This window comes from Vannielia sp. ABF1_015, assembly GCF_056160745.1.
This window is the reverse complement of the sequence record NZ_JBSWXT010000001.1, coordinates 1,124,635-1,150,061: the sequence shown is the minus strand read 5'-3', so window position 1 is coordinate 1,150,061 and position 25,427 is coordinate 1,124,635. Positions and strand designations below refer to the sequence as shown.

Annotated in this window: 25 protein-coding genes; 11 read left to right on the top strand and 14 right to left on the bottom strand. The window is 64.5% G+C overall.

Features of this window, described 5'->3' with window-relative positions; all coding sequences use genetic code 11:
- Window positions 1–44: 44 nt before the first annotated feature.
- The 10 genes from ACXAG6_RS05960 to ACXAG6_RS05915 all read right to left on the bottom strand — a co-directional run bounded on the left by ACXAG6_RS05960 (window position 45) and on the right by ACXAG6_RS05915 (window position 12,002).
- Window positions 45–353, bottom strand: coding sequence for a hypothetical protein (locus ACXAG6_RS05960; protein WP_140013090.1), 309 nt, complete (start codon window positions 351–353; stop codon window positions 45–47).
- 135 nt (window positions 354–488) lie between these two features.
- Window positions 489–1,826: a dynamin family protein gene (locus ACXAG6_RS05955; RefSeq protein WP_475335990.1), complete on the bottom strand. Its 1,338-nt coding sequence runs from the start codon at window positions 1,824–1,826 to the stop codon at window positions 489–491.
- A gap of 10 nt (window positions 1,827–1,836) precedes the next feature.
- A complete protein-coding gene (locus ACXAG6_RS05950; protein WP_475335988.1) occupies window positions 1,837–3,957 on the bottom strand; it encodes a dynamin family protein in 2,121 nt (706 codons plus the stop codon).
- A complete protein-coding gene (locus tag ACXAG6_RS05945; protein WP_475335986.1) occupies window positions 3,954–5,588 on the bottom strand; it encodes a dynamin family protein in 1,635 nt (544 codons plus the stop codon). The genes ACXAG6_RS05950 and ACXAG6_RS05945 overlap by 4 nt, the downstream gene beginning before the upstream one ends.
- Window positions 5,585–7,558: a dynamin family protein gene (locus tag ACXAG6_RS05940; RefSeq protein ID WP_140013086.1), complete on the bottom strand. Its 1,974-nt coding sequence runs from the start codon at window positions 7,556–7,558 to the stop codon at window positions 5,585–5,587. Before ACXAG6_RS05940 ends, ACXAG6_RS05945 begins: the two co-directional genes overlap by 4 nt.
- Before the next feature lie 131 nt (window positions 7,559–7,689).
- Complete coding sequence (locus ACXAG6_RS05935; RefSeq protein ID WP_475335983.1) at window positions 7,690–8,046, bottom strand: roadblock/LC7 domain-containing protein; 357 nt, start codon at window positions 8,044–8,046, stop codon at window positions 7,690–7,692.
- Window positions 8,047–8,442: 396 nt separating this feature from the next.
- On the bottom strand, window positions 8,443–9,204 hold the full coding sequence (locus tag ACXAG6_RS05930; protein ID WP_475335982.1) for an ATP-binding cassette domain-containing protein: 762 nt from the start codon (window positions 9,202–9,204) through the stop codon (window positions 8,443–8,445).
- Entirely contained in the window at window positions 9,201–10,151 is a 951-nt protein-coding gene (locus ACXAG6_RS05925) for an iron chelate uptake ABC transporter family permease subunit (protein WP_475335979.1), read from the bottom strand. The genes ACXAG6_RS05930 and ACXAG6_RS05925 overlap by 4 nt, the downstream gene beginning before the upstream one ends.
- Window positions 10,144–11,100 (bottom strand): ABC transporter permease, encoded by a 957-nt coding sequence (locus tag ACXAG6_RS05920; protein WP_475335977.1) that lies wholly within the window; start codon window positions 11,098–11,100, stop codon window positions 10,144–10,146. Before ACXAG6_RS05920 ends, ACXAG6_RS05925 begins: the two co-directional genes overlap by 8 nt.
- Window positions 11,097–12,002 (bottom strand): siderophore ABC transporter substrate-binding protein, encoded by a 906-nt coding sequence (locus tag ACXAG6_RS05915; protein ID WP_475335976.1) that lies wholly within the window; start codon window positions 12,000–12,002, stop codon window positions 11,097–11,099. The genes ACXAG6_RS05920 and ACXAG6_RS05915 overlap by 4 nt, the downstream gene beginning before the upstream one ends.
- A 98-nt stretch (window positions 12,003–12,100) precedes the next feature.
- On the opposite strand from ACXAG6_RS05915, the gene ACXAG6_RS05910 reads away from it, so the two are divergent.
- The 6 genes from ACXAG6_RS05910 to tolA all read left to right on the top strand — a co-directional run bounded on the left by ACXAG6_RS05910 (window position 12,101) and on the right by tolA (window position 17,350).
- Window positions 12,101–12,409, top strand: coding sequence for a DUF2218 domain-containing protein (locus ACXAG6_RS05910; RefSeq protein WP_475335973.1), 309 nt, complete (start codon window positions 12,101–12,103; stop codon window positions 12,407–12,409).
- A 155-nt stretch (window positions 12,410–12,564) separates the two neighbouring features.
- A complete protein-coding gene (locus ACXAG6_RS05905) occupies window positions 12,565–14,490 on the top strand; it encodes a TonB-dependent receptor domain-containing protein (protein WP_475335970.1) in 1,926 nt (641 codons plus the stop codon).
- A 64-nt stretch (window positions 14,491–14,554) separates the two neighbouring features.
- A complete protein-coding gene (locus ACXAG6_RS05900) occupies window positions 14,555–15,502 on the top strand; it encodes a MotA/TolQ/ExbB proton channel family protein (RefSeq protein WP_475335968.1) in 948 nt (315 codons plus the stop codon).
- Complete coding sequence (locus ACXAG6_RS05895) at window positions 15,499–15,882, top strand: ExbD/TolR family protein (RefSeq protein WP_475335966.1); 384 nt, start codon at window positions 15,499–15,501, stop codon at window positions 15,880–15,882. The genes ACXAG6_RS05900 and ACXAG6_RS05895 overlap by 4 nt, the downstream gene beginning before the upstream one ends.
- Window positions 15,879–16,259 (top strand): ExbD/TolR family protein, encoded by a 381-nt coding sequence (locus tag ACXAG6_RS05890; RefSeq protein ID WP_475335964.1) that lies wholly within the window; start codon window positions 15,879–15,881, stop codon window positions 16,257–16,259. The genes ACXAG6_RS05895 and ACXAG6_RS05890 overlap by 4 nt, the downstream gene beginning before the upstream one ends.
- Complete coding sequence (gene tolA, locus ACXAG6_RS05885) at window positions 16,256–17,350, top strand: cell envelope integrity protein TolA (protein ID WP_475335962.1); 1,095 nt, start codon at window positions 16,256–16,258, stop codon at window positions 17,348–17,350. The genes ACXAG6_RS05890 and tolA overlap by 4 nt, the downstream gene beginning before the upstream one ends.
- Before the next feature lie 16 nt (window positions 17,351–17,366).
- Here tolA and ACXAG6_RS05880 read toward each other — a convergent pair whose 3' ends face one another.
- Entirely contained in the window at window positions 17,367–18,014 is a 648-nt protein-coding gene (locus ACXAG6_RS05880) for a ChrR family anti-sigma-E factor (RefSeq protein WP_475335961.1), read from the bottom strand.
- Window positions 18,015–18,016: 2 nt separating this feature from the next.
- Window positions 18,017–18,688 (bottom strand): sigma-70 family RNA polymerase sigma factor, encoded by a 672-nt coding sequence (locus ACXAG6_RS05875; RefSeq protein ID WP_475335958.1) that lies wholly within the window; start codon window positions 18,686–18,688, stop codon window positions 18,017–18,019.
- 125 nt (window positions 18,689–18,813) lie between these two features.
- Here ACXAG6_RS05875 and ACXAG6_RS05870 point away from each other — a divergent pair, with 125 nt between their 5' ends.
- The 5 genes from ACXAG6_RS05870 to ACXAG6_RS05850 are packed head-to-tail and all read left to right on the top strand — an operon-like array spanning window position 18,814 to window position 23,344.
- Window positions 18,814–20,097: an NAD(P)/FAD-dependent oxidoreductase gene (locus ACXAG6_RS05870; protein ID WP_475335956.1), complete on the top strand. Its 1,284-nt coding sequence runs from the start codon at window positions 18,814–18,816 to the stop codon at window positions 20,095–20,097.
- Entirely contained in the window at window positions 20,094–20,849 is a 756-nt protein-coding gene (locus ACXAG6_RS05865; RefSeq protein ID WP_475335954.1) for a DUF1365 domain-containing protein, read from the top strand. Before ACXAG6_RS05870 ends, ACXAG6_RS05865 begins: the two co-directional genes overlap by 4 nt.
- Window positions 20,846–22,045, top strand: coding sequence for a class I SAM-dependent methyltransferase (locus tag ACXAG6_RS05860; protein WP_475335952.1), 1,200 nt, complete (start codon window positions 20,846–20,848; stop codon window positions 22,043–22,045). The genes ACXAG6_RS05865 and ACXAG6_RS05860 overlap by 4 nt, the downstream gene beginning before the upstream one ends.
- Window positions 22,046–22,056: 11 nt before the next feature.
- Window positions 22,057–22,623 (top strand): DUF3833 domain-containing protein, encoded by a 567-nt coding sequence (locus tag ACXAG6_RS05855; RefSeq protein ID WP_475337928.1) that lies wholly within the window; start codon window positions 22,057–22,059, stop codon window positions 22,621–22,623.
- Complete coding sequence (locus ACXAG6_RS05850) at window positions 22,616–23,344, top strand: SDR family NAD(P)-dependent oxidoreductase (RefSeq protein WP_475335950.1); 729 nt, start codon at window positions 22,616–22,618, stop codon at window positions 23,342–23,344. The genes ACXAG6_RS05855 and ACXAG6_RS05850 overlap by 8 nt, the downstream gene beginning before the upstream one ends.
- Before the next feature lie 82 nt (window positions 23,345–23,426).
- On the opposite strand, the gene ACXAG6_RS05845 is transcribed toward ACXAG6_RS05850, so the two are convergent.
- A complete protein-coding gene (locus ACXAG6_RS05845; RefSeq protein ID WP_475335948.1) occupies window positions 23,427–24,350 on the bottom strand; it encodes a substrate-binding domain-containing protein in 924 nt (307 codons plus the stop codon).
- A 66-nt stretch (window positions 24,351–24,416) separates the two neighbouring features.
- The gene (locus ACXAG6_RS05840; RefSeq protein WP_475335947.1) at window positions 24,417–25,421 is read right to left on the bottom strand and encodes an ABC transporter permease; all 1,005 of its coding nucleotides are present in this window, start codon (window positions 25,419–25,421) and stop codon (window positions 24,417–24,419) included.
- Between the last annotated feature and the right edge of the window lie 6 nt (window positions 25,422–25,427).

Genomic DNA, 25,427 nt, shown 5'->3' with positions numbered 1-25,427 from the left:
TGTTTGGGGCAGAGAGGTCAATGCCGGGGCGGCGCAAGCGCCGGTCAGTCCACCTTGGCCGGGGTCTTGGGCGCGCTGGTTTCCTTGGGGGCCATCTGCTCTTCAAGCATGGTCATCCCCTTGGGCTTCTTCTCGCGGAACCGGATGATCTTTTTCAACTCCGGAAAATACGTCCAGTCCCATGAAGAATAGCTGCCGCCAACCACCTGGGTAACCTGGCGCATGGCAAAGCCAAACCGATCTTCGCAAACCACTTCCACAACGGTCCCGGCGCGAACGGGGCAACCTTTTCCATCATGCAGAATCCACGGGCCCCAGTGCTCGCCACCTTCCTGCTTCCATGAGGTTGCCATGCCTGTGCCCTTTTTCCGCCATGATTGAGTACCCATGACGATAGGCCACATGAGGCCGCAGGCAAGGCGGGATCGGGTGACAATCCGGGCGCAGAATGGAAACAATCGGGCAGCCGCCCCGCTGTGCAGGCGGGATCAGCCCTCTGATTTGAGCTTGCGGCAGACCCGCGAGAAGAAGGTCGAGGCAATGCCGTGGCTCATCACCGCGCCATCCGCCATGAGGTAGAGCAGCCCGATGCCCGGAATCTCCTCAAACAGAACACGGCGACCGGAGGTCGACAGGGTGAAGGCAGAAACCGCACCCTCGCCGTCCATGATCTTCAGCGTGTCGCCGAGGTTGGCCTGCAGCCCGGAGCAAAACAGCCCCAGTTCGCGCGCCTGATCCTCATCACCGAACGTCACCTCAATCGCCTCCGGCGCGTCCTGCGGGCGGAGCGCCAAAACCATGACACCCTTCATCGCGGCGGCCATCTGTTCAAGGCCGGGGTTCTCCTCGGTCTCTGCCGCTACGGCTGCGCGTGCGGCAGCGGTTTCGGGCGCGGTGGGCTTGGCCTTTTCAGCGGCGGCCGGCTGCTCCGTCGCAGCGGCACGATAGGAGCTAAAATCCACCACACGCGCGCGGGCACTGGCAGGTGCCTCGGCCGGCTCTTCCACCGCAGCCTGCGGCTCAGAAGCCCCCGGCGCAGCGTTCGCTTCCGGTTCAGCCTCAACTGCCGCGCTCTCCGCTTCGGCGGTCTCTTCTGCGTCCACCTCAACAGGCGGCTCACGGCGCACGCGCTCGGCCAGCAGCTCGATGGCTTCCATCATCTCCGCGCCGCCCGTCTCGTCCCAGGCCTTGTCGCATTTGGCCGATTTGTCGAGCTTACGGCGCGCGCCCTTGATGAAGACCCACTCCTGAAAGAAATGCTCGGTCTCGCGCACCATCCGCTCGCGCAGGCGGGTGCGATCCCGGTCGTTGCGCAGCTTGTCCCCACGGGTGACGGCAAGGATGGCGTACTTGGGCCGGGCGCTGCCCAATTGCTCAACAATTGTCTTTTCCGTCAGCCGCCAGGCCTGCGAGGCGATCGTGACCCAAACCATCACATCGGCAGAGCGGATCAGGGCAACCTGCTCCTCGGTCAGCTCTTCGGCCTTGGTCAGAGGCACCTCGACAATCTCAAGGCCTGAGAGATGCGCATGGTCCGACCAAAGCCGCACTTCAGCCGCGTCTTGGAATATCTTGGTGCCGCCGTTCAGCTCCGCCGAGCGCGCCTCACCGTCTTGGTCCACAGCCTCCACGCCGGTCTCGGCGCGGTGGCTCACGGTCACAACAGGGCGCACCGTTTGGCCGATGTTGTCAGGCAGCACGCGGGCACGCAGCAGGGCATTCAACACCGTGGATTTGCCCGCACTCACCTCACCGCAGACAACCACACGCACTGGCTTGCGTTCGGCGTCGGAGGCGTCTTCTACTTCGATATTCTGGACCAGCACCAATTATTCCTCAGGCAGCTTGGAGCAACTCGGAGCGCGAAACGGCGCTGTCGATTGCGGACAGGTTAAGCAGGCGGCGTTCAAGCACTTCCATCTTGCTTTGCAGGCGGTGGATCAGGTTGCTGCGCAGTTGCGGATCGCGTGCCAGCTTTTCCATCTCCGTCTTGTCCTGCTTCAGGCGGTGCGTGTGCTCAGAGATCGTCACGTCGATCATCCGCTGCATCACCTGAATGCGCGACATCCCGGCAGAGGCCCGCTCCACCTGCGCCTCGTTGAAGGCCGCAAGGATCTTCTCGACCGAGGGCCGCAGATCTTCGGCGGCGATGGTACGCAGCGCGGCGAGCGACTTTTCTATATTCACACTCGGGCGGCGCCAGAAGGCCCAGCCGCGCTCCGCGATCAGGTTTGCCTTCAGCGTGGATTTGGCCAGCGTCAGCGTCGAGGTGAACTCATCGTAAGGCAGATCATCGAGCGAGATCTTCTCCGTCGGATCCTCGAACTTGTCCTTGATGGCCTGACGGCAGGAGCTCATGCAATTGTTGAGCGCCACATCGGTGCCCGCGCGTGATTTGGCGTAGCTCGCGCCCACCTTCTTCTCCATCTCCGCCTGAAGCGGTGTCAGATCAATCTCGAAGGAGTTGCCGGAATTGCCCGACACGCCCTTGCGCAGCAACTGGCTCTCAAACACCGGCTTCTGACCATCGACAAAGGCTTCGATGCTGGAAATCAGGCTCTGTTCGAGCGTCGACCAGTATTTCGATACGATCTTTTCGATCTGGGTATCGGCATCTTCGGCATGCTCTTCCAGCCTGCCCTGCACCGCGCGGTATTGCTCGATCTCGTCAGCCAGATCCTCGGCCGCGGCTTCCGCCACATCCGAGCGGGTGCTTTCCACCTGCATCTGGATCGAGTCACGCTCGCGCTTGGTAACAAACAGCGTGCCGGTGATCTCGGCGCGAATATCGCCCAGAAGCTGCCCGAGCTGACGGGTGCCAACGCCGTTGTCGATCACATCCGACAGCGTCTGTTTCACCTCGTCGAGGCCAGAGGCCAGCATCAGCCGGTCAAACTGATCTTCAGGCACTTCGCCATGCTTGGAGCGGATGTAATCGGCCAGCTCTTCGGTATCCACCGCCTCGCGGGCCTCTTCGGCCTCCTCGTCGGTGCGCAGCGCGAGGTCCGCCATATAGGCAGAGCCCGCAACGATCTCGAACTCGATATCAGGGATCGCCTCGCGCAAACGCTTGGACACGTCTGCCATCACGCGCGGCACCTCGGTGGAGTAGTCGTCCAGCTCGTCGATCCGGTTGACGAAGATCATCACATCCTTGCTGTCCTGCTTTGCGAGGATGCGGATCAGCGCGATGTCCACGTCAGTCAGCGGCTGGTGAGCCGAGAGCACAACCACAAAGCAGTCCGACTTGTCGAGGCTGCGGCAGGTAAACTCGTCACGCACCAGGAAGGGGTCGTTCACCCCGGGCGTGTCGGTGATGATCGTAGGTACCTGAAACTCGGGCAGCCGCATGTAGACGTTGGCCACCTTGGTCAGCGCGGCGTAGCGGCCTAGCGACTGGCGCTCCAGCCCGTCATCAGAGCCGGGGCCAGCGCAAACGTAGCGCTGCAGCAGGTCAGACGACAGGAAGTCATAGTCGTGGTGGCTGCCCAGCAGGGTGCGATAGTGCTTGCCAAGCCGCTTCTGGGCCCGGTCGCGCATCTCCTCACTCTGCTTTTTCAGGATCTCGGTATCGAACCCCGGCAGCAGTTGCTCGGTCAGCTTGCGGATCTTCGAGCCGCCGTTGACGATCTCTTCCCAGTCGTTTTCCGAGAAGAATTCAAACCGCGCGCCAGACACCGGATCTTTGGGCATGTTCACCCGGATGTTGGTCACAACCGAGGTCCACGGGTTCACGTCCGAAGGCAGAAAGTCGTGCTGATGCAGGAAGGCGTTGAGGAAGGTAGACTTCCCGGCCTTCACCTGACCGATCACGGCAACCTTGGCGGCCCAATTGTCGAGCCGCTCGCGGAGATCACGATAACTCTGACGCTGTTTCCGATCGACGGTCTTTTCCAGACCATCGAGCGTTTCGCGCAGGAAGTCGATTTCCTGGCGCTGTTGGGGAGCGATCTTCACGACTTTCTCCTACTCATGGCACTATGGCTCGGCCCGGTTGCGGCCTTGCTGTCTTCTCTAGCATCGAGAAATGGGGTTTCCGGCGCCTTGCCCTCGCCATCGAGGGCCTCCAGCAGCTCTTCAACGCAGGCGAGCACCGCCTCGGCGTCGGTCCGGTCGATATCTTTCGACAGACCTTCCCAGAGCCTGCGCGCCGGGCCAGCCTCTGCGCCTTTTTCGGCATCTTCGCTGGCAGGCGGAACAAACAGGTGAACCTCGGCAGATGGGCCCGCCTCAGCCTTGGCTTCGGCCACGTCATCGGCCTTCGCCTCGGTCCTTTCTTCAGCCTTTGCATTCGCATCAGCTTCGCTGACCACATCAGCCTTCTTGCGCGCACGGGCGGCGCGGGTGGCTTTTTGCGTCTTGGAGCTTTTGCTCCGGCCAACGCGCTTGGGCGTCACCGACGGGGCGGCCTCCTCGGCGGTCTTGGCCTCTTCGGCCTCTTCCGGCGCCGCACCATCCTTCGCTGCTTCGGCTTCACCTTTCGCATCCGCCTCTTGCGACGCATCAGCTGTGTCGTCCTTAGCCGCGGTCTTGCCATCAGCAGCGCGCAGCGCCGCCTTCAGCTCGGCTTCCTTGCGCTCGGCAGCCTCCTTGGCGGCGGCCTCCTCCTCGGCTTCGGTCATCGCGTGATCAGAGGCAAAATGCGCCACGGTCGAACACACCGCGCCATCCCGCGATTCCAGATCATCCATCAGCGTCTCCAGATGCTCGCGGATGCGGGAAAGGTCGCCCTCCTTCAGCAACGACGCCATCAGATAGCTGTCAAAATACTTGCCAGCCTCGCGCTTCACCCGGCGCAGCACACGGTCGGAAGAGCGGGCATCGGTGATCCGGTCGGCGTGGGTGATGAGGATAGTGGCCTTTTCGAGCAACCGCGCGGGCATCTCGTTCCACACCGACTTCTCGCTCTGACGCCACGCTTGGGTGGCATTGGTGCACCACACAACGGCATCGGCATAATCGAGCATGCGCTCCCAGCACTCAGACGGAATGTTGGGGTCGGAGTTGCCGGGGGTGTCGATGATCGAAAAGGTCTTGAGCAGCGGCGCGGGGTGGGAGAGCACCACATAATGGGTGTCCTCCACGCCAACATCTTCCAGCGAGTCGAGCGGGCGGGTGTTGCCCTCCAGATCAACCGCCATCATCGCCTTGCGGCCCCAGACCAGCCAGATCGGCGGCAAGGCGGTGGCGGTCACGTTGGACGGCAGCACCTTTTCACCCAGCAGGCCGTTGATCAGGTGGGTCTTGCCCGCGCTGAACTCACCCGCAACCATCAGGCGCGGCTTGCGCAGCCCTTTCGGGTCCGGCTTGGCAGCCTCCCGCACAGCGTTGAGGATTTTCTCTTCATGTGCCGTCTTGCGGGCCTGAGCACGCTCTGCGGTCTCCGCCTCCTTGCGGGCAGCCTCCTCGGCCATCTCCCGCTCAATCGCTTCGCGGGCCTCACGCAGCTCACGCTCGGCCTCGGTTTCCACGTCCAGAATATCCTCGATAGAGGTATCCTCGTCAGGTGCGGTCTCCCCCTTTGCCTTCTCAGCGGCAGCGGCGGCAGCCCTGTTGCCAGACTTGAAACGCTTGAAGACACGATTCATGCCGAAAGCCTCCTGAGTTCTTCAACCTCAGCCTGGCTGCTCTCACCCACATCCCCTTCAAGGAAGCGTTCAAGGATCGCCTTGCAGAAGTTGCCTTGTTTCATGGCAAAGTCTTCAACCACTTCGCGCGTGCGCTCGACCGCGGGGTCGAAGAAATCATTGATGAGGTCTTCGATAAGCGGCGTGGTCTCCGAGATGATAACGTCGCTATAGCGTTTCTCGGCAGCCTTGGAGCCACCAAAGCGCCAGTACTTGCGCCACCACGGGCCCTGAAGATCAAGCGACAGAGTCCGCGCCAGAACGGTGGGCGACTTGTGCTGTGGCTGCGACGGAAACTCGATCGAGCTGCCCTCGCGGAACACGCCCATATCGGTCTCCAGAACCTCCTGAATGCCATCAAGCACCACGTCAAAGGCGCTCTCGCCTTCGCGGCGCAGCTTGGCGATGGAAGAGGTAAAGGCCGCCTTCATCATCATCCGCAGCCCGGTGGGATCATGGTTCCACGCGCCAACCTCTCCAAACGCCTCAATGTGGCTCTGCAGCGCGGTCAGCGCGGTAGAGAGAAAGTTCTCCTGCGCGCGATCAAGCCGGGTGCGCAGGGCGCCGCGCAACTCGGCGGCTTTCTCGTCAAAGTCCTTCAGCGAATTGTCCCGCACATCTGCGAGCTTCATCGCAAGATCCATCTCGGTGAGGTCGATAGAAACCGGGCCGTCAGAATGGCGGTCGGCCACCTGCTCCACGGTCTCGCTCATCTCGATGATGGTCTTCAGGTCGTTGTCGACATCCTTGATGATCGCCTTGCCAGGGCCTTCGACCACGCGCTTGGCGATGGCCTGAACCAGGCCCTGAAGGCCAGAGGCATCCATCGCGCGGCGGCGCAATTCTTCAAGGTCGTCGGTATCTTCACCGTCATAAAGGCTGGCCAGAGCGGCCCGGCTCGCCGGGGCCATATCGTCGCCGCCACGCAGCGCGCAGTTGGCCCAATACCCCGACCCAAACAGGATTTCGATATCGTTGCCCACGCCAAGGCGCTTTAGCGTCTTGTTGATCGAGCTGCGAATGCGGCCCTTCTCGCCTTCCGGGTCTTCAAGCTCGTCGATCCGGTTGACGAAAATCAGCACCTCGCGGGCCTCGACCGAGCAGATGATGCGCAGCAGCGCCAGATCCATCGTGCTCAGCGCCTGGTGCGCTGAAAGCACCACCACGCAAACGCGGCTGTCAGAGATGGCGTTCAGCGTGATCTGCTCGCGCATCATGAAGGTGTCGTTCACGCCCGGCGTGTCGCGCAGGCACAGGCCCTTGGGCAGATGCGGCAGATCAATGTAGAGGTCCGCCGATTTGGTGAGGTCGGCATAAACGCCCTCGGTCGCGCCATCCTCCAAATCGTCAGGATCGCCGTAACAGATGTAACGGTCGATGGTGTCCTTATCGAGCTCGGGGAACGAGTGGCTCGACCCGATCAGCTCTGCAAATTCATCCCCAAGGCGGCCCTCGGTAGATTGGCGCATCTCGGTGACCTGCGCCTTGACCTCATCGGCTTCGCTCTCAAAGCCCGCACGGTCGGCCATTTCGCCGAGGCGACCGCCGGTGGCAACCAGACGGTCCCACTCATGCTGGTCGAAAAAACGGAAGAGTGCGCGCGTGTTCACCGGCCGATGACGGCTGTTGAAGTGCAGCGCCGTGATGACGGATGTCCACGGATTCACATCGGAAGGCAGCAGATCGGTCTCGCCGATCAGCGCGTTCAGCAGGGTGCTCTTGCCAGCCTTGATCTGGCCGATGACGCTCACCGACGGCTCAAAAGACTGGATCTTTTCAAGAACCCGCTCAATCGGTTCTTCGACAAAACTCAGGGCGGTTTCGGAGAACTTTTCGACAGCGTCTTCGAGATTGTCGAGACGGGTCCAGAGCTCGTTCAGCTCCTTGAAGCTTTCACGATGCCGTTCATGAATATCGTCGGCCTCGGACATGAAAAAACCTCTCTGCCAGGCATGGGGGCAGCGTTACAAATGCGCGCGACGGACGCGCGCCAAAGGAGGACGTATCGGGGGTGTGGCTCGCCGGGGTGGCCCGGCGAGCCGCAATGCGTAGTGAGGGTCGATTAGACCTTCAGCTTGCCTTCGACGTTCTTCACGGTCAGGCGAGCCATGCCGAGGTTGGCCTGCTTGCGATCCACAGCCACGTAAACGAACACGGCGGGGTTGGATTCCAGCGGGCGGATCAGGTGGTACTGGGTGCCGAGGGTGATGAGGATGTCCTCGATCGCGTCTTCAAGGCCCAGAGCCTGCATGGCGGCGTTCTTGGCACGCACCACTTCGGTGTTGGCAGCGCCGGCGGCTTCGAGGTCAAACTTGACGCCCGAGGACTCGGAGGCGAGCATCAGGCCGGTGTCGGAGTCGACGAGGCAAGCACCGATGAAACCGGCAATGTTCTTGAGATCGGAGATGTTGGTAGACATATTAGCGTTCCTGTATGGTTTGGCGTTCACTGTTGATTTGCGTTGACTGATACAGCCATCCGGTGCTCGCACTTATGAAAGGGACATTTGTTCTAAAATGGTCGCAAAAACGGTGTTTTAAGGAAGAATGTAACCGAGAATCGGGCGAGAATGTGTCACCGAGCCTTTCAACAATACCCCGCAGCTAACAGGATGCCGTTGTTTTTAAGGGATAATCACCACCATTCGCGCTAAGGTAGTTTCCAGGCCCTCAATTCACGCAATTGGCGTTTCTCGAATTGAAACAGAAAAAACTAGACGGTCGAATTGTTTCCCCGGCCATTTGCCAAGCTCAATCTATAGAGTGAAACACCCACTCGAAACAATTTAAAAGCGAGTCCATTCAGCCAAATACCCTCAGGCCGGGACCACCACGCCATAGCCTCCCGCCGTCGTCACTTGCAGGCCGGTGCCATAAAGCGCCGTCAGCACTTCGCTGGTCATCGCCAGCGGGCGTGGGCCGGTCTTGAGCACGCGGCCATCCTTCAGTGCAACAATCCGGTCGGCATAATGCGCGGCGGTGCTCAGATCATGCAGCACTATAACAATACTGCGCTGGTCCGGCCCCGGGCGTGACATCGCATGAAGCCGCTCCATCAGGTCGCGGGCGTGGCGCGGGTCGAGCGCCGAGAGCGGCTCGTCCAGCAGCATCCACGGCGTTTCCTGCGCATAGGCCATGGCAGTAAAGGCACGCTGGCGCTGACCGCCGGAGAGCGTGTCAATCTGACGGGCAGCCAGATCCTCCAGCTGAAACATGTCCAGCGCACGGGCCACTTGCTTGCGATCCTCCGCACGGGGCCGCCCCCGGTGAAACGGCCAGCGCCCGAAGGTCACAAGGTCTTCCACGTTCAGCCGGGCCGTCACCCTGTCGCTCTGGGCCAGCAGGGCCACAAGGCGCGCCCGATCCATCGGCGCGGCCCGGGCCATGTCGAGCCCATCCACCTCCGCCGCACCCGATTGCGGAGTCAGCAGCCCGGCCAGCGCGTGCAGCAGGGTCGATTTGCCCGCGCCATTCGGCCCGATCAGCGCAGTTATGCCACCCTCGCCAAAACTGAGCGACACATCAGAGAGCACGGGCCTGTCGCCCCAGCCTACGGTAAGGTTGCGAATTCGGATCATGATGCGTGACGCCTCCGAAGCAGGAGAAACAAAAAGAGCAGCCCGCCGAGAAATTCAACCACAACGGCAAGCGTGGATTGCAGGCCAAGCAGCCGCTCGAAGATAAACTGCCCACCCACCAGAATCGCCGCGCCGATCAGAGCGGCAGCCGGAATCAGCGTGGCATGGCGCCAACTGCCGGTGGCACGGTAGGCAAGGCTGGCCGCGATCAGGCCCAGAAAGGTGACAGGCCCGACAAGAGCGGTGGACAGCGCCACAAGCAGCGCCACAAGCGCCAGCGCAACCAGCACAAGCCGGTCATGATGCAGCCCGATGCTGCGCGCGGTCTGCCGCCCCAGCGCCGCCGCGTCGAGCCGGGGCGCGAGGGCGAGCGCTGCACCGAGGGCAAGCGCAAGCAGCACCGTGGCGATGGCCAGCGTTTCGCGGTCTACGGCGGTAAAGCTGGCAAAGCTCATCTGTTGAACGATGGCAAACTCCGAAGGCTCTAGCAGGCGCTGGCCAAAGCTGGTGAGCCCGCGCAGGAACACGCCAAGGATCACCCCGGTCAGCACCATCCGCAAAATGTCGCCCGCGCCACGGCGCAGCAGAAGGCCAAACAGTGCAAGGCTGGCCACCACAAGGCAGCCCGCCTCCACCGCAAAGCGCAACACGCTCGGCGCGCCCGTGGCTTCCGATGCACCAAAAACCAGCACCGCCCCGGTTTGCAGGAAGACAAAGAGCGCATCAAAACCAACGATGCCCGGCGTCAACAGCCGGTTGGCGGTGATGGTCTGAAAGATCACCGTCGCCGCACCAATGGCTGCGCCCACCACCACCAGCGCCGCCAGCTTGGTGGCCCTGAGCGTCAGGATAAAATCCATCGGCGGGCGCAAAGCCCACGCGAGGAACAACGCCGAAAGCGCCACAAGCAGCAGCGCCAGCAAAGAGAGGCGGGTGCGCTCAGGCATTGGCAGCCCGGCGCGGGGCGGCATTGAGCAGCCACAGGAACAGCCCGGCCCCAAGCACCGCAAAGATCGTGCCCGCCGGAATCTCGTAGGGCCAGCGCACCACGCGGCCGATAATGTCACAGCCCAGCACGGCGCAGGCGCCGAGCCATGCGGTCAGCGGCAGGTTGCGGCGCAGGTTATCCCCCCGCCAGCGCGACACGATGTTGGGCACAACAAGGCCAACAAAGGGGATGGCCCCCACCGTCACCACCACGGCAGCGGTGATGACCGAAACCAGCAGCAGCCCGGCCAGCAGGGTTTGACGGTAGTTCAGGCCAAGGCTGCGCGCCGCATCTTCGCCAAGGCCCAGCAGGGTGATCCGGTCAGCCGCGATGTAGAGCATCGGTGCGAGCACGGCGACGATCCAGAGCAGCTCGTAGCGGCCTGCCAAGACGCCAGAGAACTCCCCCGACATCCAGGTGCCGAGGTATTGCATCAGGTCGGTGATCCAGCCCAGCCACAGCGCCGCCGCCCCAAGGATGCTGCCATAGATCAGCCCCACCAGCGGCAACAGCACCGGGTCACGCCGGGGCACGTGGCGGGCCAGCAGCAAAAAGCCCAGCGTCCCGGCCAGGGCTGCTGCGGCGGCAACCGACATCTTCACGATCAAGGCCGCGCCGGGCGCAATCAGCGTCACCGCCAGCAGCCCAAGCATCGCGGCTTCAGGCGTGCCCACCAGCCCCGGCTCAACCAGCCGGTTCTGCACCGCCATCTGCACAACCACACCCGCCAGCGCCAACCCGGCCCCGGCCAGCAGCGCGGCAAGGGTGCGCGGCATGCGGCTGACGGCAATCAGCAGCCCGCTGTCCACATCTCCCGAAAAGAGGCTCGCCGCCCCGATCAGCACAGAGGCGCAGATCAGGACGGCGAGGATCAATCCGGCAGTGAGCCAGGTTGTCGTCCGGTTCAATTGCTGGCTCCGGCACCCTCCAGCGCCTTGGTGACTTCACCAATGGAGCCCAGCATCGAGTTGATGCCACCCCCGGCAAGGTAAAGCGGCGCAGGGTCGAGGTAGACGATCTGCCCGGCCTTGCCCGCCTTGGTGTCCGCAACCAGCGGCGTGTCGAGCACGGCAGCGGCGGCCTCGCCCTCTTGGCCGATGGCGGCGCCACGGTCGATCACGAAGATCCAGTCGGGGTCGGTCTCTGCGACGAATTCGAAAGAGACCGCCTCGCCATGGCCTTCCGCCACGATGTCGGGGTAGGCCTCGGGGATGTTGAGCGTGGTGTGCAGCCAACCGAAACGGCTGTCATCGCCATAGGCCGAAATCTTGCCGCCGTTCACCAGCAGGATCAGCGCCGCGCCCTTGCCTTCGGCAGCGGCCTGCGCCCGCGCGATGGCGCTGTCCAGATCCGCCTCAAGCGCGGCGGCCTTCTCTTCGGCTCCGAAAAGCGCGCCATAGGCCGCAAGCCGGGTCTTTCCGACCTCCACCACATCGGTGCCAATGGTCATATCGAGCGTGGGCGCGATCTGCGAGAGCGGCTCCACCTGAGTTTGCGAGCGTCCGCCCGCCACTATCAGGTCGGGGCCCATGCTTGCCAGCGCTTCGAAGTCAGGCTCAAACAAGGTGCCCACCGGCTGTGCGGCGTCGAAAACTTCGGCAAGGTAGGAAGGCGGGGTGAACTCGGGCACCCCGGCGATGGTCACGCCAAGAGCCGAGAGCGTGTCGATCGCCGCAATATCCAGCGCCACAACGGTTTCCGGCGACTGCGGGGCCTCCACGGGGCCAGCTGCGGTTTCCACCTCAACGGTCTGCGCCGAGGCAAGCCCGGGCAGCATGAGGAGGGCGGCGAGAGGAGCGAGAGCTTTCATATTGCACGATCCTGTTTTGGTTTGGTGCGGTTGCGCTGGACAATCCCGATTGAATCAGTCAGCTATATTTCCGACAAAAGAACTGAGGAATTAGCGAGATGCAAGACCCCCTCCACGACACCGGCACATTTTCCACCCCGCACGGCAGCAAATACCTGCAGCAGCTTTGCAAGCACTTCGCCCACAAGATCGAAACCCGCTTCGATGAAACCTCGGGCGAATGTGCCCTCTCCCCCGGCCCCGCCACGCTCTCCGCCGATGAGACAGGCCTGACGGTCCAAATCACCGCCCCCGACGAAGAGGGCCTCGCCGTGTCCCGTTCGATCATCGACAAGCACCTGATCCGCTTCGCTTTCCGCGAAGATTTTCAAAACATGTCCTGGGCTGGCGCCTCCTCAGAGGGCTGAGTAGGCACCGCCCGAACGGCCTGAAATCCGAATAGTTGACTCTTTCTGTCAGTCATGGATATCCACCACCCAGAGCCACGCAAGCCAGACGCTTCCCTCGTTATCCGCGCCAGCCGGCCAAATCCGTCACAGAACGAAGACCAGGGACATATCCAATGAACAACCATGCACGGGCTCTTCTGCTGGCCTCTGTATCCGCGCTTGCCGCTGGCGCCGCTACGGCACAGGACGTTGTCGACCTTGAGGCAATCCGCGTCGAGTCTGACGCGGCACAGGACATGCTCGGCAATGTCGAGATCTCCACCGAGGAGATCGAAGAGCGCAACGCCGCCAGCACCGATGAGCTTTTCGCCGGGCAATCCGAGATTCTCGCCACCGGCGGCTCGGTCATCGCCCAGAAGGTGCTGGTGCACGGGCTGGAAGAGAGCAACCTCGCCGTCACCATCGACGGCGCGCGCCAGAACAAGGGCGCCTTCCACCACACCGGCAACGTCCCGCTTGATCCGTTCCTCCTGAAAAGCGTCAACGTCAGCTCGGGCCTCGCTCCGGCAGATGCAGGCCCCGGCGCTTTGGCGGGCATCATCGCCTACGAAACCAAGGACGCCCGTGATCTGCTCGACCCCGGCCAAACCGTGGGCGGCTTCACCGGCCTGACCTATGGCTCCAATGGCGGCACCTTCCGGCGTTCGGCGGCGATCTACGGCGCGCAGGGCGGGTTTGAATACCTTCTCGCCTATTCCCGCCAAACCGGGGATGATTTCGAAAACGGCGATGGCCACGTGGTCGGCGGCACCGAACCCGACCTCGAGGACGCCTTCGTCAAACTCGCCTACAATACCGACAGCGGCAAACGCTTCGAGTTCTCCGCCGAGCACATCACCGACAAGGGCCAGCGCCCGTTCCAAGGCGGCTTCCCGCGCCCCGACTTCGAGGATGTGCCAGCCCGGGCCACCACCTACCTCGTCGCCGAAACCTCGCGGACGAGCTACGCCTTCACCTATACCGACGAAAACCCGCAGGGCATCTGGGCGCCCACCGTTCAACTGGCCTGGAACGAGCAACTGGTCGATGCCGAAAGCGCGCAGGGCCGCAACCGCTCGCTCTCGGGCAAAGCCGAAAACAAGTTTTCGCTCGGCAGCGGTGTGCTGACCGCCGGGATCGACTTCTTCCAAGAGACCGCCACCAACACCGGCACTTCCGCCACGGCGGGTGAGGAAGAGCTCTCCAACATCGGCCTCTACGCCCAGATGCGCCAAGATGTGAGCCCCCGCGTGTCGCTCTCCTACGGCATGCGTGTTGACAGCCAAACCTTCACCGGCGCGACCGGCGAGGAATGGTCCTCTTCCGGCGTCAGCGTCAATGCCGCCGCCGACGTCATGCTGACCGACAGGCTCACGCTCAACCTGGGTGCGGCCTCTGTCTGGGGCGGCTATGAGCTTAACGAGGCCGCCCTGATCGGCCTGCGCGGTGCGCCCGCCTACGGCGAGCAGATCACCAGCCGCTCGATGAACTACCGCATCGGCCTGCGCTATGAGCAGGGGCCGTGGCAGGCTGGCTTCGCCCTGTTCCACACCGAGATCAAAGACGCCAACGACCCTTTCACCACCACCGGCGAAGCGGCAGCCTATGATGTGACCTCGCAGGGCTTTGACGCCAAGCTGCGCTACACCGGCGCGCGCGGGTATATAGAGGGCAACTGGACGCTGGCCGATGTGCAGGTGGATGAGGGGCCAGTGGCCACCACGTCCTACTATGTCGGCCGCCCGGTGGGGCATATCATCGGCATTTCCGGCGCCTATGACGTCACCGATCAGTGGACCTTCGGCGGCACGGCCGAGATCGCGCTGGAGGTGGATGATGTGCCTGAGGGCTACGACCCGCTGGAAAGCTACGAGGTGGTCAATCTCTGGGCCACATATACAACGCCCGCCTATAACAACCTCACCGTGCGCTTTGATGTGAAAAACCTGTTCGATGCCACCTACTCGGGCCGGGGCAACGATGGTGTTGGCTTTTCGCGGGTTGAACCCCTCACGGAGCCGGGCCGGAGCTTCCTGGTTTCGGCGAACATGAAGTTCTGATACCGCAAAACCCGCAGGGGGTGCCCCAGCCCGCGCCCCTGCCAGTGATTTAGGAGCCCGCCAGATGGACATCCGCCTCGCCGCCCGCCCCTGCCTCGCCACCGCGCTGGCGCTTTGCCTGCTTGCCGCGCCACTCAGCGCGCAAGAAGAGACGCCACCGCAAGTGGGCACCGACGCCCCGGCGATGAGCGCGCCCGCAACAGAGGTCGAAAGCGCCCCACCGGGGGCCGCAAGAGATCCCGATGTGGACGCCGCCGCGCCTGCCGAGATCGCGCCCTCCGAGGCGCCACCCGCCAAGGTTCCTGCGCCCGATCCGGCATTGGCCGCCCCGGCAGAACCCGCCCCGACCGATCCGCTCAACCGCCTGACGCGCTTCCTGATCGACGGCGGCCCGGCCATCTGGGCCATCGCCGCGCTCGCGGTACTGACCCTCGCCCTCATCCTTTGGAAAGCATGGCGCTTCTTTCTTGCCGGGGCATGGTCCCGCGGCGCCGCCTTCCGCGCCGCCGAAGCCTGGCAGGCGGGCGATGCCGACACCGCCCTTGCGCTACTCAAGGGCCGCAAGGGCACCCGCAGCCGCCTCACCCGCGCCGCCATCGAGGCCCGCCTGTCGCTCGATGAGCCTGCCGCCCGTGAAGAGGTCACCCGCGCCGCCCGCCGCCGCCTCGGAGAGCTCTCCACCGGACTTCGCGCTCTGGAGCTCATTGCCACCATCGCCCCGCTGCTCGGCCTTCTCGGCACGGTCCTCGGCATGATCGAGGCGTTCCAAACGCTACAGAGCGCGGGCAGCCGCGCCGACCCCTCGCAGCTTGCGGGAGGGATCTGGGAGGCGCTGCTGACCACCGCCGCCGGCATGGCCGTGGCCATCCCCGCCTCTGCCGCGCTGACGTGGTTTGAAAGCGTGCGCGATTCGATCCGCGGCGACATGGAAGATATCGCCGCCCGCATCTTCATCGCCGCCCCGCCCGCGCCCCAGGAGGCCCCCAGCATGGCACGGGCCGCAGCCGAGTGACCCTGTTCGAGCCACCCCGCAAGGCCAGACGGCCCAGCCTGACCCCGCTGATCGACGTGGTCTTCCTGCTGCTGGTGTTCTTCATGCTGGCCTCTCGCTTCGGCACCGAGGTGATGCTGCCCATGCCGCTGGTCGGCAGCGGCGGCGCGGCCCCCTATTCCGGCCCGCCCCGTCTGGTCGATGTGACGCCCGAGCAAACCCTGCTGAACGGCGTTGAAACCGGCGAGGCCGCGCTGGCCGCTGCCCTTGCAGAGCTGGTCGAAACCCCCGGAGACACAATCGTTCTGCGCGGGCGCAGCGGGGCCGACCTGCAACGCATCGTCTCGGTTGCAGAAGCGCTGCGGGCAGCCGGCTTCACCGGATTGGTGCTGGTCGAATGATGAATTTCGCCGATCCACCCCGCCGCTCCAGCACCGAGTCGGTCGTGCCGATGATCAACGTGGTCTTCCTGCTGCTGATCTTCTTCCTGATGACCTCCAGCCTCACCCCGCCCGAACCCATCGAGGTGGCACCGCCCGTGGCCAGCGGCGAGCAGGCCGAGCGCCGCGAGGCCGTGCTCTATATCGGGGCCGAGGGCACCTTGGCCTTTGGGGAGGCGCGCGGGGAAGCGGCGCTGGCGGCCTTTGTCGCCCAAGCGGGCGAAGCAGCGCAGCTTCGGGCTGACGGGCGGGTGGAAGCGGCCACCGTGGCGCGCGTCCTGCGGCAGCTCGCAGCGGCGGGGCTGCCCCGCGTCGAGCTGGTGGCGGTGCCGCAATGAGGGCGGATTTCCCGGTATTTGTCGGCGTGGCGGTGCTTCTGCACATCGCCATCGCCTTTGCCATCCCCCTGCCCGACAGCGGCGCCACAACCGGCGGCGAGGGCGGGGAAAGCGAGGCCTCGATCATCCCGGCAACCGAGGCCGTGGCCAGCATGGTAGAAGACTGGGAGACCCCGCCAGAGCTGACCGAGCCGGTCGAGCAAGCGCAGCCCGATACGCCAGAACCCGATGCGCCCCCGCCCGAGTTGGAGGCCCGGCCCGACACCGCGCCACCCCTTGCCCGCCCCGCGCCGCCCACGCCCGATGTGGCCGAGGCCACGCCGCAGCTGGATACCACGCCGGTGCTGCAACCCAGCCCGATTTCGCCCTCGGTCGAGGTGCCGCCCAGCGCGCTTGCGCCAGTGCAACTGCCACCACAGGCCGAACAGCCGCAGCTTGCGGCCCTGCCCGAGCCAAGCCGCCCGGCCGCCCTGCCGCGCCAACCCGCCGCACCGCAGGCAGAGCCGCCGCAAGCCCCGCAGATCGACACCGCCAACGCCGAGCCGCTCAAGCCGAAAACCGCCCCCGCGCGCAGCATCCGCCCGCGCAAAATGCCAAAGCGGCCCGAACCGCCGGTGGCACAAACGCCCAAGCCCCAACCGCAAGCCCAACCGCAAAAGCCCGCGCCGCAAAAATCGGCCACGGCCCGCAAACCGGCAGAAAAGCCCGCGCAGGAAACCTCGCGCGCCCGGGCCGGGGCCAAGTCTGCCGGATCGGGCGGCTCTTCTCAGGCCGGCGTGGCCACCAACAGCGGGGCGCGCAAGCTTTCCGCCAGCCAGAAGCAGAGCCTGATAGGCAAATGGGGCGCACAAATTCGCTCGCGGGTGGAGCGGCGCAAGCGCTCTCCCGGCGGGCGCGGGCGGGTGGTGCTGCGCATCACCGTCGCCGCCTCGGGGCAAGTCACCGGGCTCGGCATCGTCCGCTCATCCGGCAACAAACGTCTCGATCAGGCCGCCGTCCGCGCGGTGCGCAGCGCAGGCCGAATGCCGCGCGCGCCAAGGCAGCTTGGCGGCGCGAGCCAGTCGTTCAACCTGCCGATGGATTTCAACTAGGCCAGCACAGCCCCGCTCAGATGCGGAAGTAACGCTGCAACAGGCGCGGGATCATCGCGTTAAAACGCAGCGGCGCGTCGGTTGCCGCAAGGCAAATGCAATCGGGCCCGGGGTCAGCCGTCGGCGTGTGCTCCAGATCGTCGGTCACCACCTGCACATCGCCCCGCGCATAGCGCCCCGTGACGTCATGAAAGCTGCCTTGCAGCACCAGCGTCATCTCCAGCCCATTGTGGCCGTGGTCCGGCACCGCCTTGCCGCCGGGGATGCTGAGCAGGCGGGCAGAGCCTTCCCGCCCGTCCACAAGAATCTGCTGGCGGATCCCCGCACCAATGTTGCGCCACGCTGGGCCCTTAGCGCCCAGTTCCGCAGCCACAGCGGCAGGGAAAATACCCATTGGCTTAGGGTCTTCGGGCACCGCGCGGGGGGCATCGAGCAGGGCAAGTGTCTTCTCGCGCAACGCCCGGTCCGGCGCCATTCCAGCGGCATCTGCGCCCAAGCTCTCCAACGCCACGCCACCCAGCGCATCGCAAGCCTCTGCCACAGCGCGACAGCTGTAACAGAGCGAAAGATGGGTGGCAACAACAACAGAAAAGCCGTGGGGCAGCGCCCCACTCGCATAGGCTTCAATGATATCCTCGGGGATATGATGGCTGACAGGCGACATGGTTATCTTAGTCCTTTGAGTTCATGACGCAGGCGTTCGAGAGCCAGCCGGATGCGCGATTTGATCGTGCCCATCGGCAGGCCAGTGCTCTGGCGAATTTCACTATGTGTAAGGTCGGAGAGGTAGGCGCGTTCTATCACCTCACGCTGCTCCGGTTTGAGGTTCTCCAGGGCCGCCCTAAGCTGGCTGGCCTCCTGATCAAGCGCGAGGCTGGCCTGAGCATCGCTCCCCACCTCCTCGCTCTCCATCTTCAGCGCCTCCGGCATCGGGCGGCGCTCACGGCGGATGATGTCAATCTGGCGATTGCGGGCAATCCGGTAAATCCATGCGGCGGCCTGCGCGCGGGCCGGGTCATAGAGATGAGCCTTCTGCCACGCTGTCAGCAGCACGTCCTGCACAACGTCATCCGCCATGGCCCGCGACATGCCCGAGCGCAGCATCATCGCCGTCAGCCGCGGGGAGAAATGGTCAAACAGCTTCGCAAAGGCCCCCCGGTCGCGCCCATCGCGCACCGCAAGCAACCACCGGGTCGGCGGCGACAGGGCGGCGGCGTCTGTCTCATCTCGGCCATCTGAGCCCATAGGCGCTGTCTTTCTTCTCTCGCACACCAAGGCCCCCGCAGGCGGAGCGGCGGCGGCACGGGCGGCCTGAAGGGTATCTGTCTGATCCAGCATATGGGGTATTACGGAAGAGCCCAAGGATCGGATCAAACTTTGAACCAATTGTGCCGCTGGTGCGTAGAGCCTTGCAGAACGGTTGAAAATTTCGACCTTGGATCAAAAGCTGCAAGGGACAACCCATGTCACTCGACGCGCAAAACGCAGGCCGCCGCATCGCCATTGTCGGTGGCGGTATCGCCGGGATGGCCTCGGCCCTGCTGATGGCCCCCGGCAACCGTGTCACCCTGATGGAGGCCGCGCCGCGCCTCGGCGGCCACGCCCGCACGGTGACAGCCGGGAAGCGCGGCAACCAGCCGGTCGATACCGGCTTCATCGTTTTCAATTACGCCAACTACCCGCATCTCACCCGCATGTTCGCAGAGTTGGACGTGCCGGTCATCAAAAGTGACATGAGCTTCGGCGTCAGCCTCGATGGCGGGCGGCTGGAATATGCCCTGCGCGACCTAAAGGGCCTCTTCGCGCAAAAGGCCAACCTCGCCCGCCCCGCGTTCCTCGGGATGCTGCGCGACATCGCCCGCTTCAACACCCGCGCAGAGGCGGCCGCCGAAAGTGACGATATGACGGTCGATGAACTCTCGCGCGAACTGGGCTTGGGTGAAGCCTTCCGCCGCGATTACCTGCTGCCGATCTGCGGCGCGATCTGGTCCACTCCTTCCGGCGAAGTCGGGGCCTTTCCGGCCAAAAGCCTGCTGCGGTTCTTCCGTAACCACGCCCTGCTGTCGCCCGGCGCGCAGCACCAGTGGTGGACGGTGGAGGGCGGCAGCGTGGAGTATGTGCGCCGTCTGGAGGCCCGGCTGCGGGCCTTGGGCGTAGAGATCCGCACCAGCTGCCCGGTCGAGGCCGTAAACCGCGATGCGGGCGGCGTATCGTTGCGCGCAGGTGGCGGCGAGGCGGAGCGCTTCGACGAGGTCATCCTCGCCTGCCACTCCGATCAGGCGCTGAACATGCTGGCCGATGCGAGCTCCGAAGAGCGGGCCGACCTCGGTGCCGTGGCCTACCGCCCCAACCGCGCGATCCTGCACGCCGATGCAGGCCAGATGCCCCGCCGCCGCGCCTGCTGGAGCTCATGGGTCTACCGCGCCGAGCAGGTCGGGGCAGAGCGCGAAGTAGGCGTGACCTATTGGATGAACCGCCTGCAAGGCATCCCCGAGGACGATCCACTCTTCGTCACCCTCAACCCGCAAACCCCGGTACGCGAAGAGCTGATCTATGACGAGGTCATATTCGATCACCCCGTGTTCGACCGTGGCGCACTCGCGGCCCAAGAGCGGATCGCGGCGCGCAACGGGCAGAACAACACATGGTTCGCCGGAGCATGGCTGCGCTTCGGCTTCCATGAAGACGGCTTCGCCAGCGCGGCCCGCATCGCCCGGGCGCGGGCAACGGCAGAGCGCGCGGCATGAGCTTCGCACCACAACTCCTGCGGGCCGAAACCACCCATGCACGGCGCGGCGCGGCTTCTCACGCCTTCCGACACGGGGTGGATTACGTGATGATCGACCCCGAGAGCACCGCCAGCACCCCGGCGCTGTTCTCGCGCAACCGCCTCAACCTCACCTCCGTGCATGACCGCACCCACGGCGGCCCGCGCGGGCAAGGCCGCGGCGCGGCATGGGCCCGCGAGGTGCTGGCCGAGGCGGGCGCGCCCAAGGGGCTGGCGCTGCGCCTCCTCGCCCAACCGCGTTTCCTTGGCTATTGGTTCAACCCGGTCAGCTTCTGGTTGGCGCTCGACGGCGACAATCTGGTGGCGGTAATCGCCGAAGTCTCCAACACCTTCGGCGAGCGCCACAGCTACCTCTGCGCCCACCCCGGATTTACCCCGATCGGCCCGCAAGACAGGCTGACGGCGGCGAAGATCTTCCATGTCTCGCCGTTTCAAGATGTATCGGGCGGCTACGAGTTTTCCTTCGACCTGAAGGCCGACCGCATCGCCTTTCGCATCCTGCTGCGCGATGGCGAAGCCGGGCTCGTGGCCACGCTGGTCGGCCCCCGCGCGCCACTCACCAACCGCGCTATCCTCGCCAGCGCCATTCGCCGCCCATTCGGGCCGCTGCGGGTGCTGGCCCTGATCTACTGGCACGCCCTGCGCCTCAAGGCCAAGGGCATTGCCTATCGCTCCAAACCACTCCCGCCTGAACACGAGGTCTCCCGATGAATGCCCCCGCCACCTTTCCGCTCGAGGCCCCGGCCAGCTTGCCGCAATCGCCCGTCACCCGTCGGCTGCGGCGTGAGTTTCTGGCAGCCTGCGAGCAGATCACCGAAGGTCGCCTGCGGCTGATAACCCCCGAGGGCCACCGGCACAGCTTTGGCACCCATGGGCCGGAAGCCGAGCTGCACCTGCGTGACTGGCGCGTGGCTTCGGCAATCGCGGCGCGTGGCGATATCGGCTTCGGCGAGGCCTATGTCGCCGGCATGTGGGACAGCACCTCCATCGAGGATGTCTCCAGCATCGCGCTCACCAACCTTACCGCCCTCGGCAACACGGCCCGCCCCCGCCCGCTGCAACGGCTGAAGATGGGGCTGATCGACCGGGTGCTGCGGGCCAACTCCCGCCGCGGTGCCTCCCGCAACATCCGCGCCCACTATGATGTGGGCAATGAGTTCTACCAGCTCTGGCTGGACCCCTCGATGAGCTACTCCTCCGGCCTCTACGCCCCGGGCGACGACCTTGAGCAGGCGCAGATGCGCAAATATGACCGCATCCTCAACCGCGTGCCGGGCGACCGCCTGCTCGAAGTGGGCTGCGGCTGGGGCGGCTTTGCCGAACGCGCCGCCGATGCAGGCCGCCACGTGACCGGAATCACAATCTCGCCCAGTCAGAAGGGCTATGCCGACGCCCGGCTCGACGGGCGGGCTGAGATCCGGTTGCAAGATTACCGCGATGTGCAGGGCACCTACGATGGGATCGTCTCCATCGAGATGGTCGAAGCCGTGGGCGAGCGTTACTGGCCCACCTACTTCTCCACCCTCAAGGCTAGGCTGGCCGCAGGCGGGCGGGCGATGCTTCAGGCAATCACCGTGCCCGATGAAAACTTCAACGCCTATCGCCGCCGGTCCGACTTTATCCGGCATTACACCTTCCCCGGCGGCATGCTGCTGTCCGACGCGGTGATCGCCGAGCAGACGCAACAGGCCGGGCTGAAGGTGCATCAAAACTTCTCCTTCGGGCAAGACTACGCCCGCACCTGCCGCGACTGGGAGGCCCGGCTCACCGCCGCCTCCCCGCGCATCCGGGCACAGGGGCAGGATGAGAGGTTCCTGCGCACGTGGCGCTACTACCTCGGCATCTGCGCTGCCGCCTTCGCAACGGGCCGCGCCGATGTGGTGCAGGTCGAGCTCGGGCACAGGTGACAGACATGCTGATCGCCCTCTCCCTCTTTCTGGCGCTCTGCCTCGCCCTCGTGGCCTACCGCGCACAGGCGCTGAGCTTCGTGGCGCAACGCCCCGAGGCCTATGCCGAAACCGCCCCCCCCTTTGACCCGCGCCACGTGCTGTCTGGCCCGATGGTGTCCGAAGGGGTGATCTATGGCCCCACCGGCAAGGTTGCCTCGCGCTTCGAGGCGCGCATGGAGGGCAGCTGGCAAGGCACCCGCGGCGCGTTAGTGGAAGAGTTCACCTATGACAGCGGGCGCACCCAAAATCGCCGCTGGGAGCTGGTGTTGCACAACAATGGCTCTCTAACCGCAACAGCGCCCGACATCGTCGGGATTGGCCGGGGCGAGGTCAGCGGTGCCACGCTGCGGCTGTGCTATCGGCTGCGGCTGCCAGACGAGGCAGGCGGGCACGAGCTGGACGTCACAGACTGGCTCTACCTGATGCCCGGCGGCACGGTGATGAACCGCTCGCAAATGCGCCGCTTCGGCGTCACGCTGGCCGAACTCGTAGCCACCATGCGGCCCGAGGCCTCGCCGGAGGTTGCCCATGGATAAGTCATCCAAATGGTGGATCATCGGCGCCAGCGAAGGCCTTGGCCGCGCCGTCGCCGAGAAGCTCGCCGCAGAAGGTGCATCACTGGTGCTGTCGGCCCGCAGCGAAGACAAGCTGAACGAGCTGGCCGAGGCCATCGGCGGCGCGCAGGTGGTCCCGATGGATGTCACCGACAGTGCCTCGGTCGATGGCGCCACCGCAAAGGCCGGCGCAGTCGACGGGCTGCTCTATTGCGTCGGCGCTTATGAGCCGATGAAGGCCACCGAATGGAAAAGCGATGCAGTGCTGACCATGGCCGAAACCAACTTCCTCGGCGCGCTCCGAGTGCTCGGCGCTGCCCTCCCGGGCTTCGTGGCGCGCGATGCCGGGCGGATCGTGCTGGTCGGCTCGCTCTCTGGCTTCCGGGGTCTGCCGGGCGCCATCGGCTATGGCGCAAGCAAGGCCGGGCTGATGCACATCGCCGAAAACCTGCGCGCCGATCTGCATGGCACCGGGGTGACAGTGCAGCGGGTCAACCCCGGCTTCATCGACACAAGGCTCACCCGCAAGAACGACTTCAAGATGCCGCAGCTGATGCAGCCCGAAGAGGCCGCCGAAAAGGTGATGGAGGCCCTGCGCTCGGGCCGCTTCTCCACCAGCTTCCCCGCCCCCTTCGCATGGCTCTTCACCGCCGGGCGCTACCTGCCGCTCGGGCTGTTCCAGCGGATATTCCGGCGCGGTTAAGGCCCGGGCAGCGGCCCCGACGCAATGAAAAGGCCCTCCCCCGAACCAAACGGGAGAGGGCCGATTTCACGGCAAAGCCGGATCAGTCGTAAAGCACGGCGGCCACTTTCGGGTCGTCCATGTTGTCTTTGTCGTACCAGTAAAAGCCGGTGTCGATCACCTCGGGCAGTTCCTCGCCCTTCAGCGCCTTGGCCAGCGAATCCACAACGCATTCACCAATGCCCACCGGGTTCTGAGTGATCGAGCCCAGCAATGTGCCGTCCATAATCGCGTCCTTCTGGCTCTTGCCGGAGTCAAAGCCAACGCCCACGATGTCGGAGCCGGTCTCCTTGATCGCCACCGCAAGCCCGATGGCCGCGCCTTCGTTGGAGGCAAAGATCCCCTTCAGGTCCGGGTTTGCCTGCATCAGCGCCTTGGCCGTCTCGGTGCCCTTCAGCGCGTCGTTGGCATATTGCACGCTCACGATCTCGATGTTCGGGTAGGCCTCTTCCATCCGGTTAAGAAAGCCGTCACGGCGTCCAATGCCAGTGGCCGAGGTCTGGTCGTGGATCACGGCGGCAATCTTGCCTTCCTCGCCAATCGCCTTTGCAAGGCCGTCGGCACCAGCGGCGGCAGCCGCCATGTTGTCGGTGGTGCAGGTGGTGAGCGGCAGGTCAGATTCCACACCCGAGTCGAAGGCCACGATCGGAATGCCCGCCTCAGCCGCCTTGCGCAGCGCCGGCACCTGGGCCTGGCTGTCGAGCGCGGCAAAGCCAAGGCCCTGCGGCTTCTTGGCTATGGCGGCGTTCAGGATATCGGTCTGCTTGTCGATCTCGGCCTCGGTATTCGGCCCTTCAAAGGTAATCGTCACTCCGTTGCGCTCGGCCGCCGTTTCCGCGCCCAGCTTCACCGCCTGCCAAAACTGGTGGCTGAAGCCCTTGGCGACGATCGGAAAGTAAGTGTCCTGCGCCATGGCGGGGCCAGCCAGCATGGTGGCCGCGCCAAGGGCTGCGATGAGTTTCTTCATGGTGGTTTCCTCCCAGATAACCGTTTTAGATGCGGACGCCCGGACGCCCCAACACTCCTCCCGGGATTAGCTCTTCTTGCGGAGCATGATATCGACGTAAACGGCGGCGATTATGATGACGCCGGTAATCACGATCTTCCATTCTTCCTGCACCCCCATGACCCTCAGGCCATTGGTCAGCACAGACATGATGAAGGCGCCAATGATGGTGCCCAGCACCGTGCCCCGCCCGCCTGAAAGCGAAGTGCCCCCAATCACGGCGGCGGCGATTGCGTCGAGTTCGTAGCCAAGGCCCAGCGCAGGTTGCGCCGAGTTGAGGCGCGACGAAATCAGCAGGCCGGCAACGCCGCAAATCATCCCGCTCACGCCGTAGGTCACGATCTTCCAGAGGTCGACGTTCACGCCCGAAAGCCGCGCCGCCTCTTCGTTGGACCCAAGCGAAAAGATGTAGCGGCCAAGGATCGAGCGAGTCAGCACGATCGACGAGATGATGGCAACGCCGAACATGATGAAAACGCCGTTGGGAATCTCCAGCCCCGGTATCAACAGGGTGATCGAGCTTTCCGACGACAGATAATAATAGCTCGGCGTGTCGTTGAAATAGATCGGCTTGGCCCCCGAAAACACCAGCGCCAGCCCCCGCGCAATCTGCATCATCCCCAGCGTGGCGATGAACGGCGGGATCTTCAGCTTTGCCACACATCCCCCCGAGATCGAGCCCATGAACCCGCCAAACAGGATGGCCCCGGCAATGCCCAGCGGCAGCGGCATTCCGAGGTTGGTCAGGATCAGCCCGGCAACAACCGCCGTCAGCGTCATCATCGTGCCCACCGAAAGGTCGATCCCGCCGGTGATGATCACAAAGGTCACCGCCACGCCCAGCACGCCGTTCACCGCCGTGGCCTGCATGATGTTCACCATGTTCGACCATTGCGCAAAGTTCGGCGCGAAGATCGAGAAGAAGCCGAGCAGCAAGATCAGCACCACAAAGGCCACCGCCTTTTGCAGGGTGCCCACGGTGATGAAGCCATGTTTGGGGTCGTCGGCGGGCGTGGCTATCGCGTCTGTCATTCTGCT

Bases quoted from the DNA above. Each gene is read 5' to 3' on its own strand.
- ACXAG6_RS05915 (WP_475335976.1), bottom strand. From the start codon at position 12,002: ATGAAAGCTCTCGCTCCTCTCGCCGCCCTCCTCATGCTGCCCGGGCTT.
- ACXAG6_RS05865 (WP_475335954.1), top strand. From the start codon at position 20,094: ATGAGCTTCGCACCACAACTCCTGCGGGCCGAAACCACCCATGCACGG.
- ACXAG6_RS05940 (WP_140013086.1), bottom strand. From the start codon at position 7,558: ATGTCCGAGGCCGACGATATTCATGAACGGCATCGTGAAAGCTTCAAG.
- ACXAG6_RS05880 (WP_475335961.1), bottom strand. From the start codon at position 18,014: ATGTCGCCTGTCAGCCATCATATCCCCGAGGATATCATTGAAGCCTAT.
- ACXAG6_RS05850 (WP_475335950.1), top strand. From the start codon at position 22,616: ATGGATAAGTCATCCAAATGGTGGATCATCGGCGCCAGCGAAGGCCTT.
- ACXAG6_RS05840 (WP_475335947.1), bottom strand. From the start codon at position 25,421: ATGACAGACGCGATAGCCACGCCCGCCGACGACCCCAAACATGGCTTC.
- ACXAG6_RS05905 (WP_475335970.1), top strand. From the start codon at position 12,565: ATGAACAACCATGCACGGGCTCTTCTGCTGGCCTCTGTATCCGCGCTT.
- ACXAG6_RS05845 (WP_475335948.1), bottom strand. From the start codon at position 24,350: ATGAAGAAACTCATCGCAGCCCTTGGCGCGGCCACCATGCTGGCTGGC.
- tolA (WP_475335962.1), top strand. From the start codon at position 16,256: ATGAGGGCGGATTTCCCGGTATTTGTCGGCGTGGCGGTGCTTCTGCAC.
- ACXAG6_RS05870 (WP_475335956.1), top strand. From the start codon at position 18,814: ATGTCACTCGACGCGCAAAACGCAGGCCGCCGCATCGCCATTGTCGGT.
- ACXAG6_RS05890 (WP_475335964.1), top strand. From the start codon at position 15,879: ATGATGAATTTCGCCGATCCACCCCGCCGCTCCAGCACCGAGTCGGTC.
- ACXAG6_RS05960 (WP_140013090.1), bottom strand. From the start codon at position 353: ATGGCAACCTCATGGAAGCAGGAAGGTGGCGAGCACTGGGGCCCGTGG.
- ACXAG6_RS05925 (WP_475335979.1), bottom strand. From the start codon at position 10,151: ATGCCTGAGCGCACCCGCCTCTCTTTGCTGGCGCTGCTGCTTGTGGCG.
- ACXAG6_RS05935 (WP_475335983.1), bottom strand. From the start codon at position 8,046: ATGTCTACCAACATCTCCGATCTCAAGAACATTGCCGGTTTCATCGGT.
- ACXAG6_RS05910 (WP_475335973.1), top strand. From the start codon at position 12,101: ATGCAAGACCCCCTCCACGACACCGGCACATTTTCCACCCCGCACGGC.
- ACXAG6_RS05900 (WP_475335968.1), top strand. From the start codon at position 14,555: ATGGACATCCGCCTCGCCGCCCGCCCCTGCCTCGCCACCGCGCTGGCG.
- ACXAG6_RS05875 (WP_475335958.1), bottom strand. From the start codon at position 18,688: ATGCTGGATCAGACAGATACCCTTCAGGCCGCCCGTGCCGCCGCCGCT.
- ACXAG6_RS05860 (WP_475335952.1), top strand. From the start codon at position 20,846: ATGAATGCCCCCGCCACCTTTCCGCTCGAGGCCCCGGCCAGCTTGCCG.
- ACXAG6_RS05945 (WP_475335986.1), bottom strand. From the start codon at position 5,588: ATGAATCGTGTCTTCAAGCGTTTCAAGTCTGGCAACAGGGCTGCCGCC.
- ACXAG6_RS05930 (WP_475335982.1), bottom strand. From the start codon at position 9,204: ATGATCCGAATTCGCAACCTTACCGTAGGCTGGGGCGACAGGCCCGTG.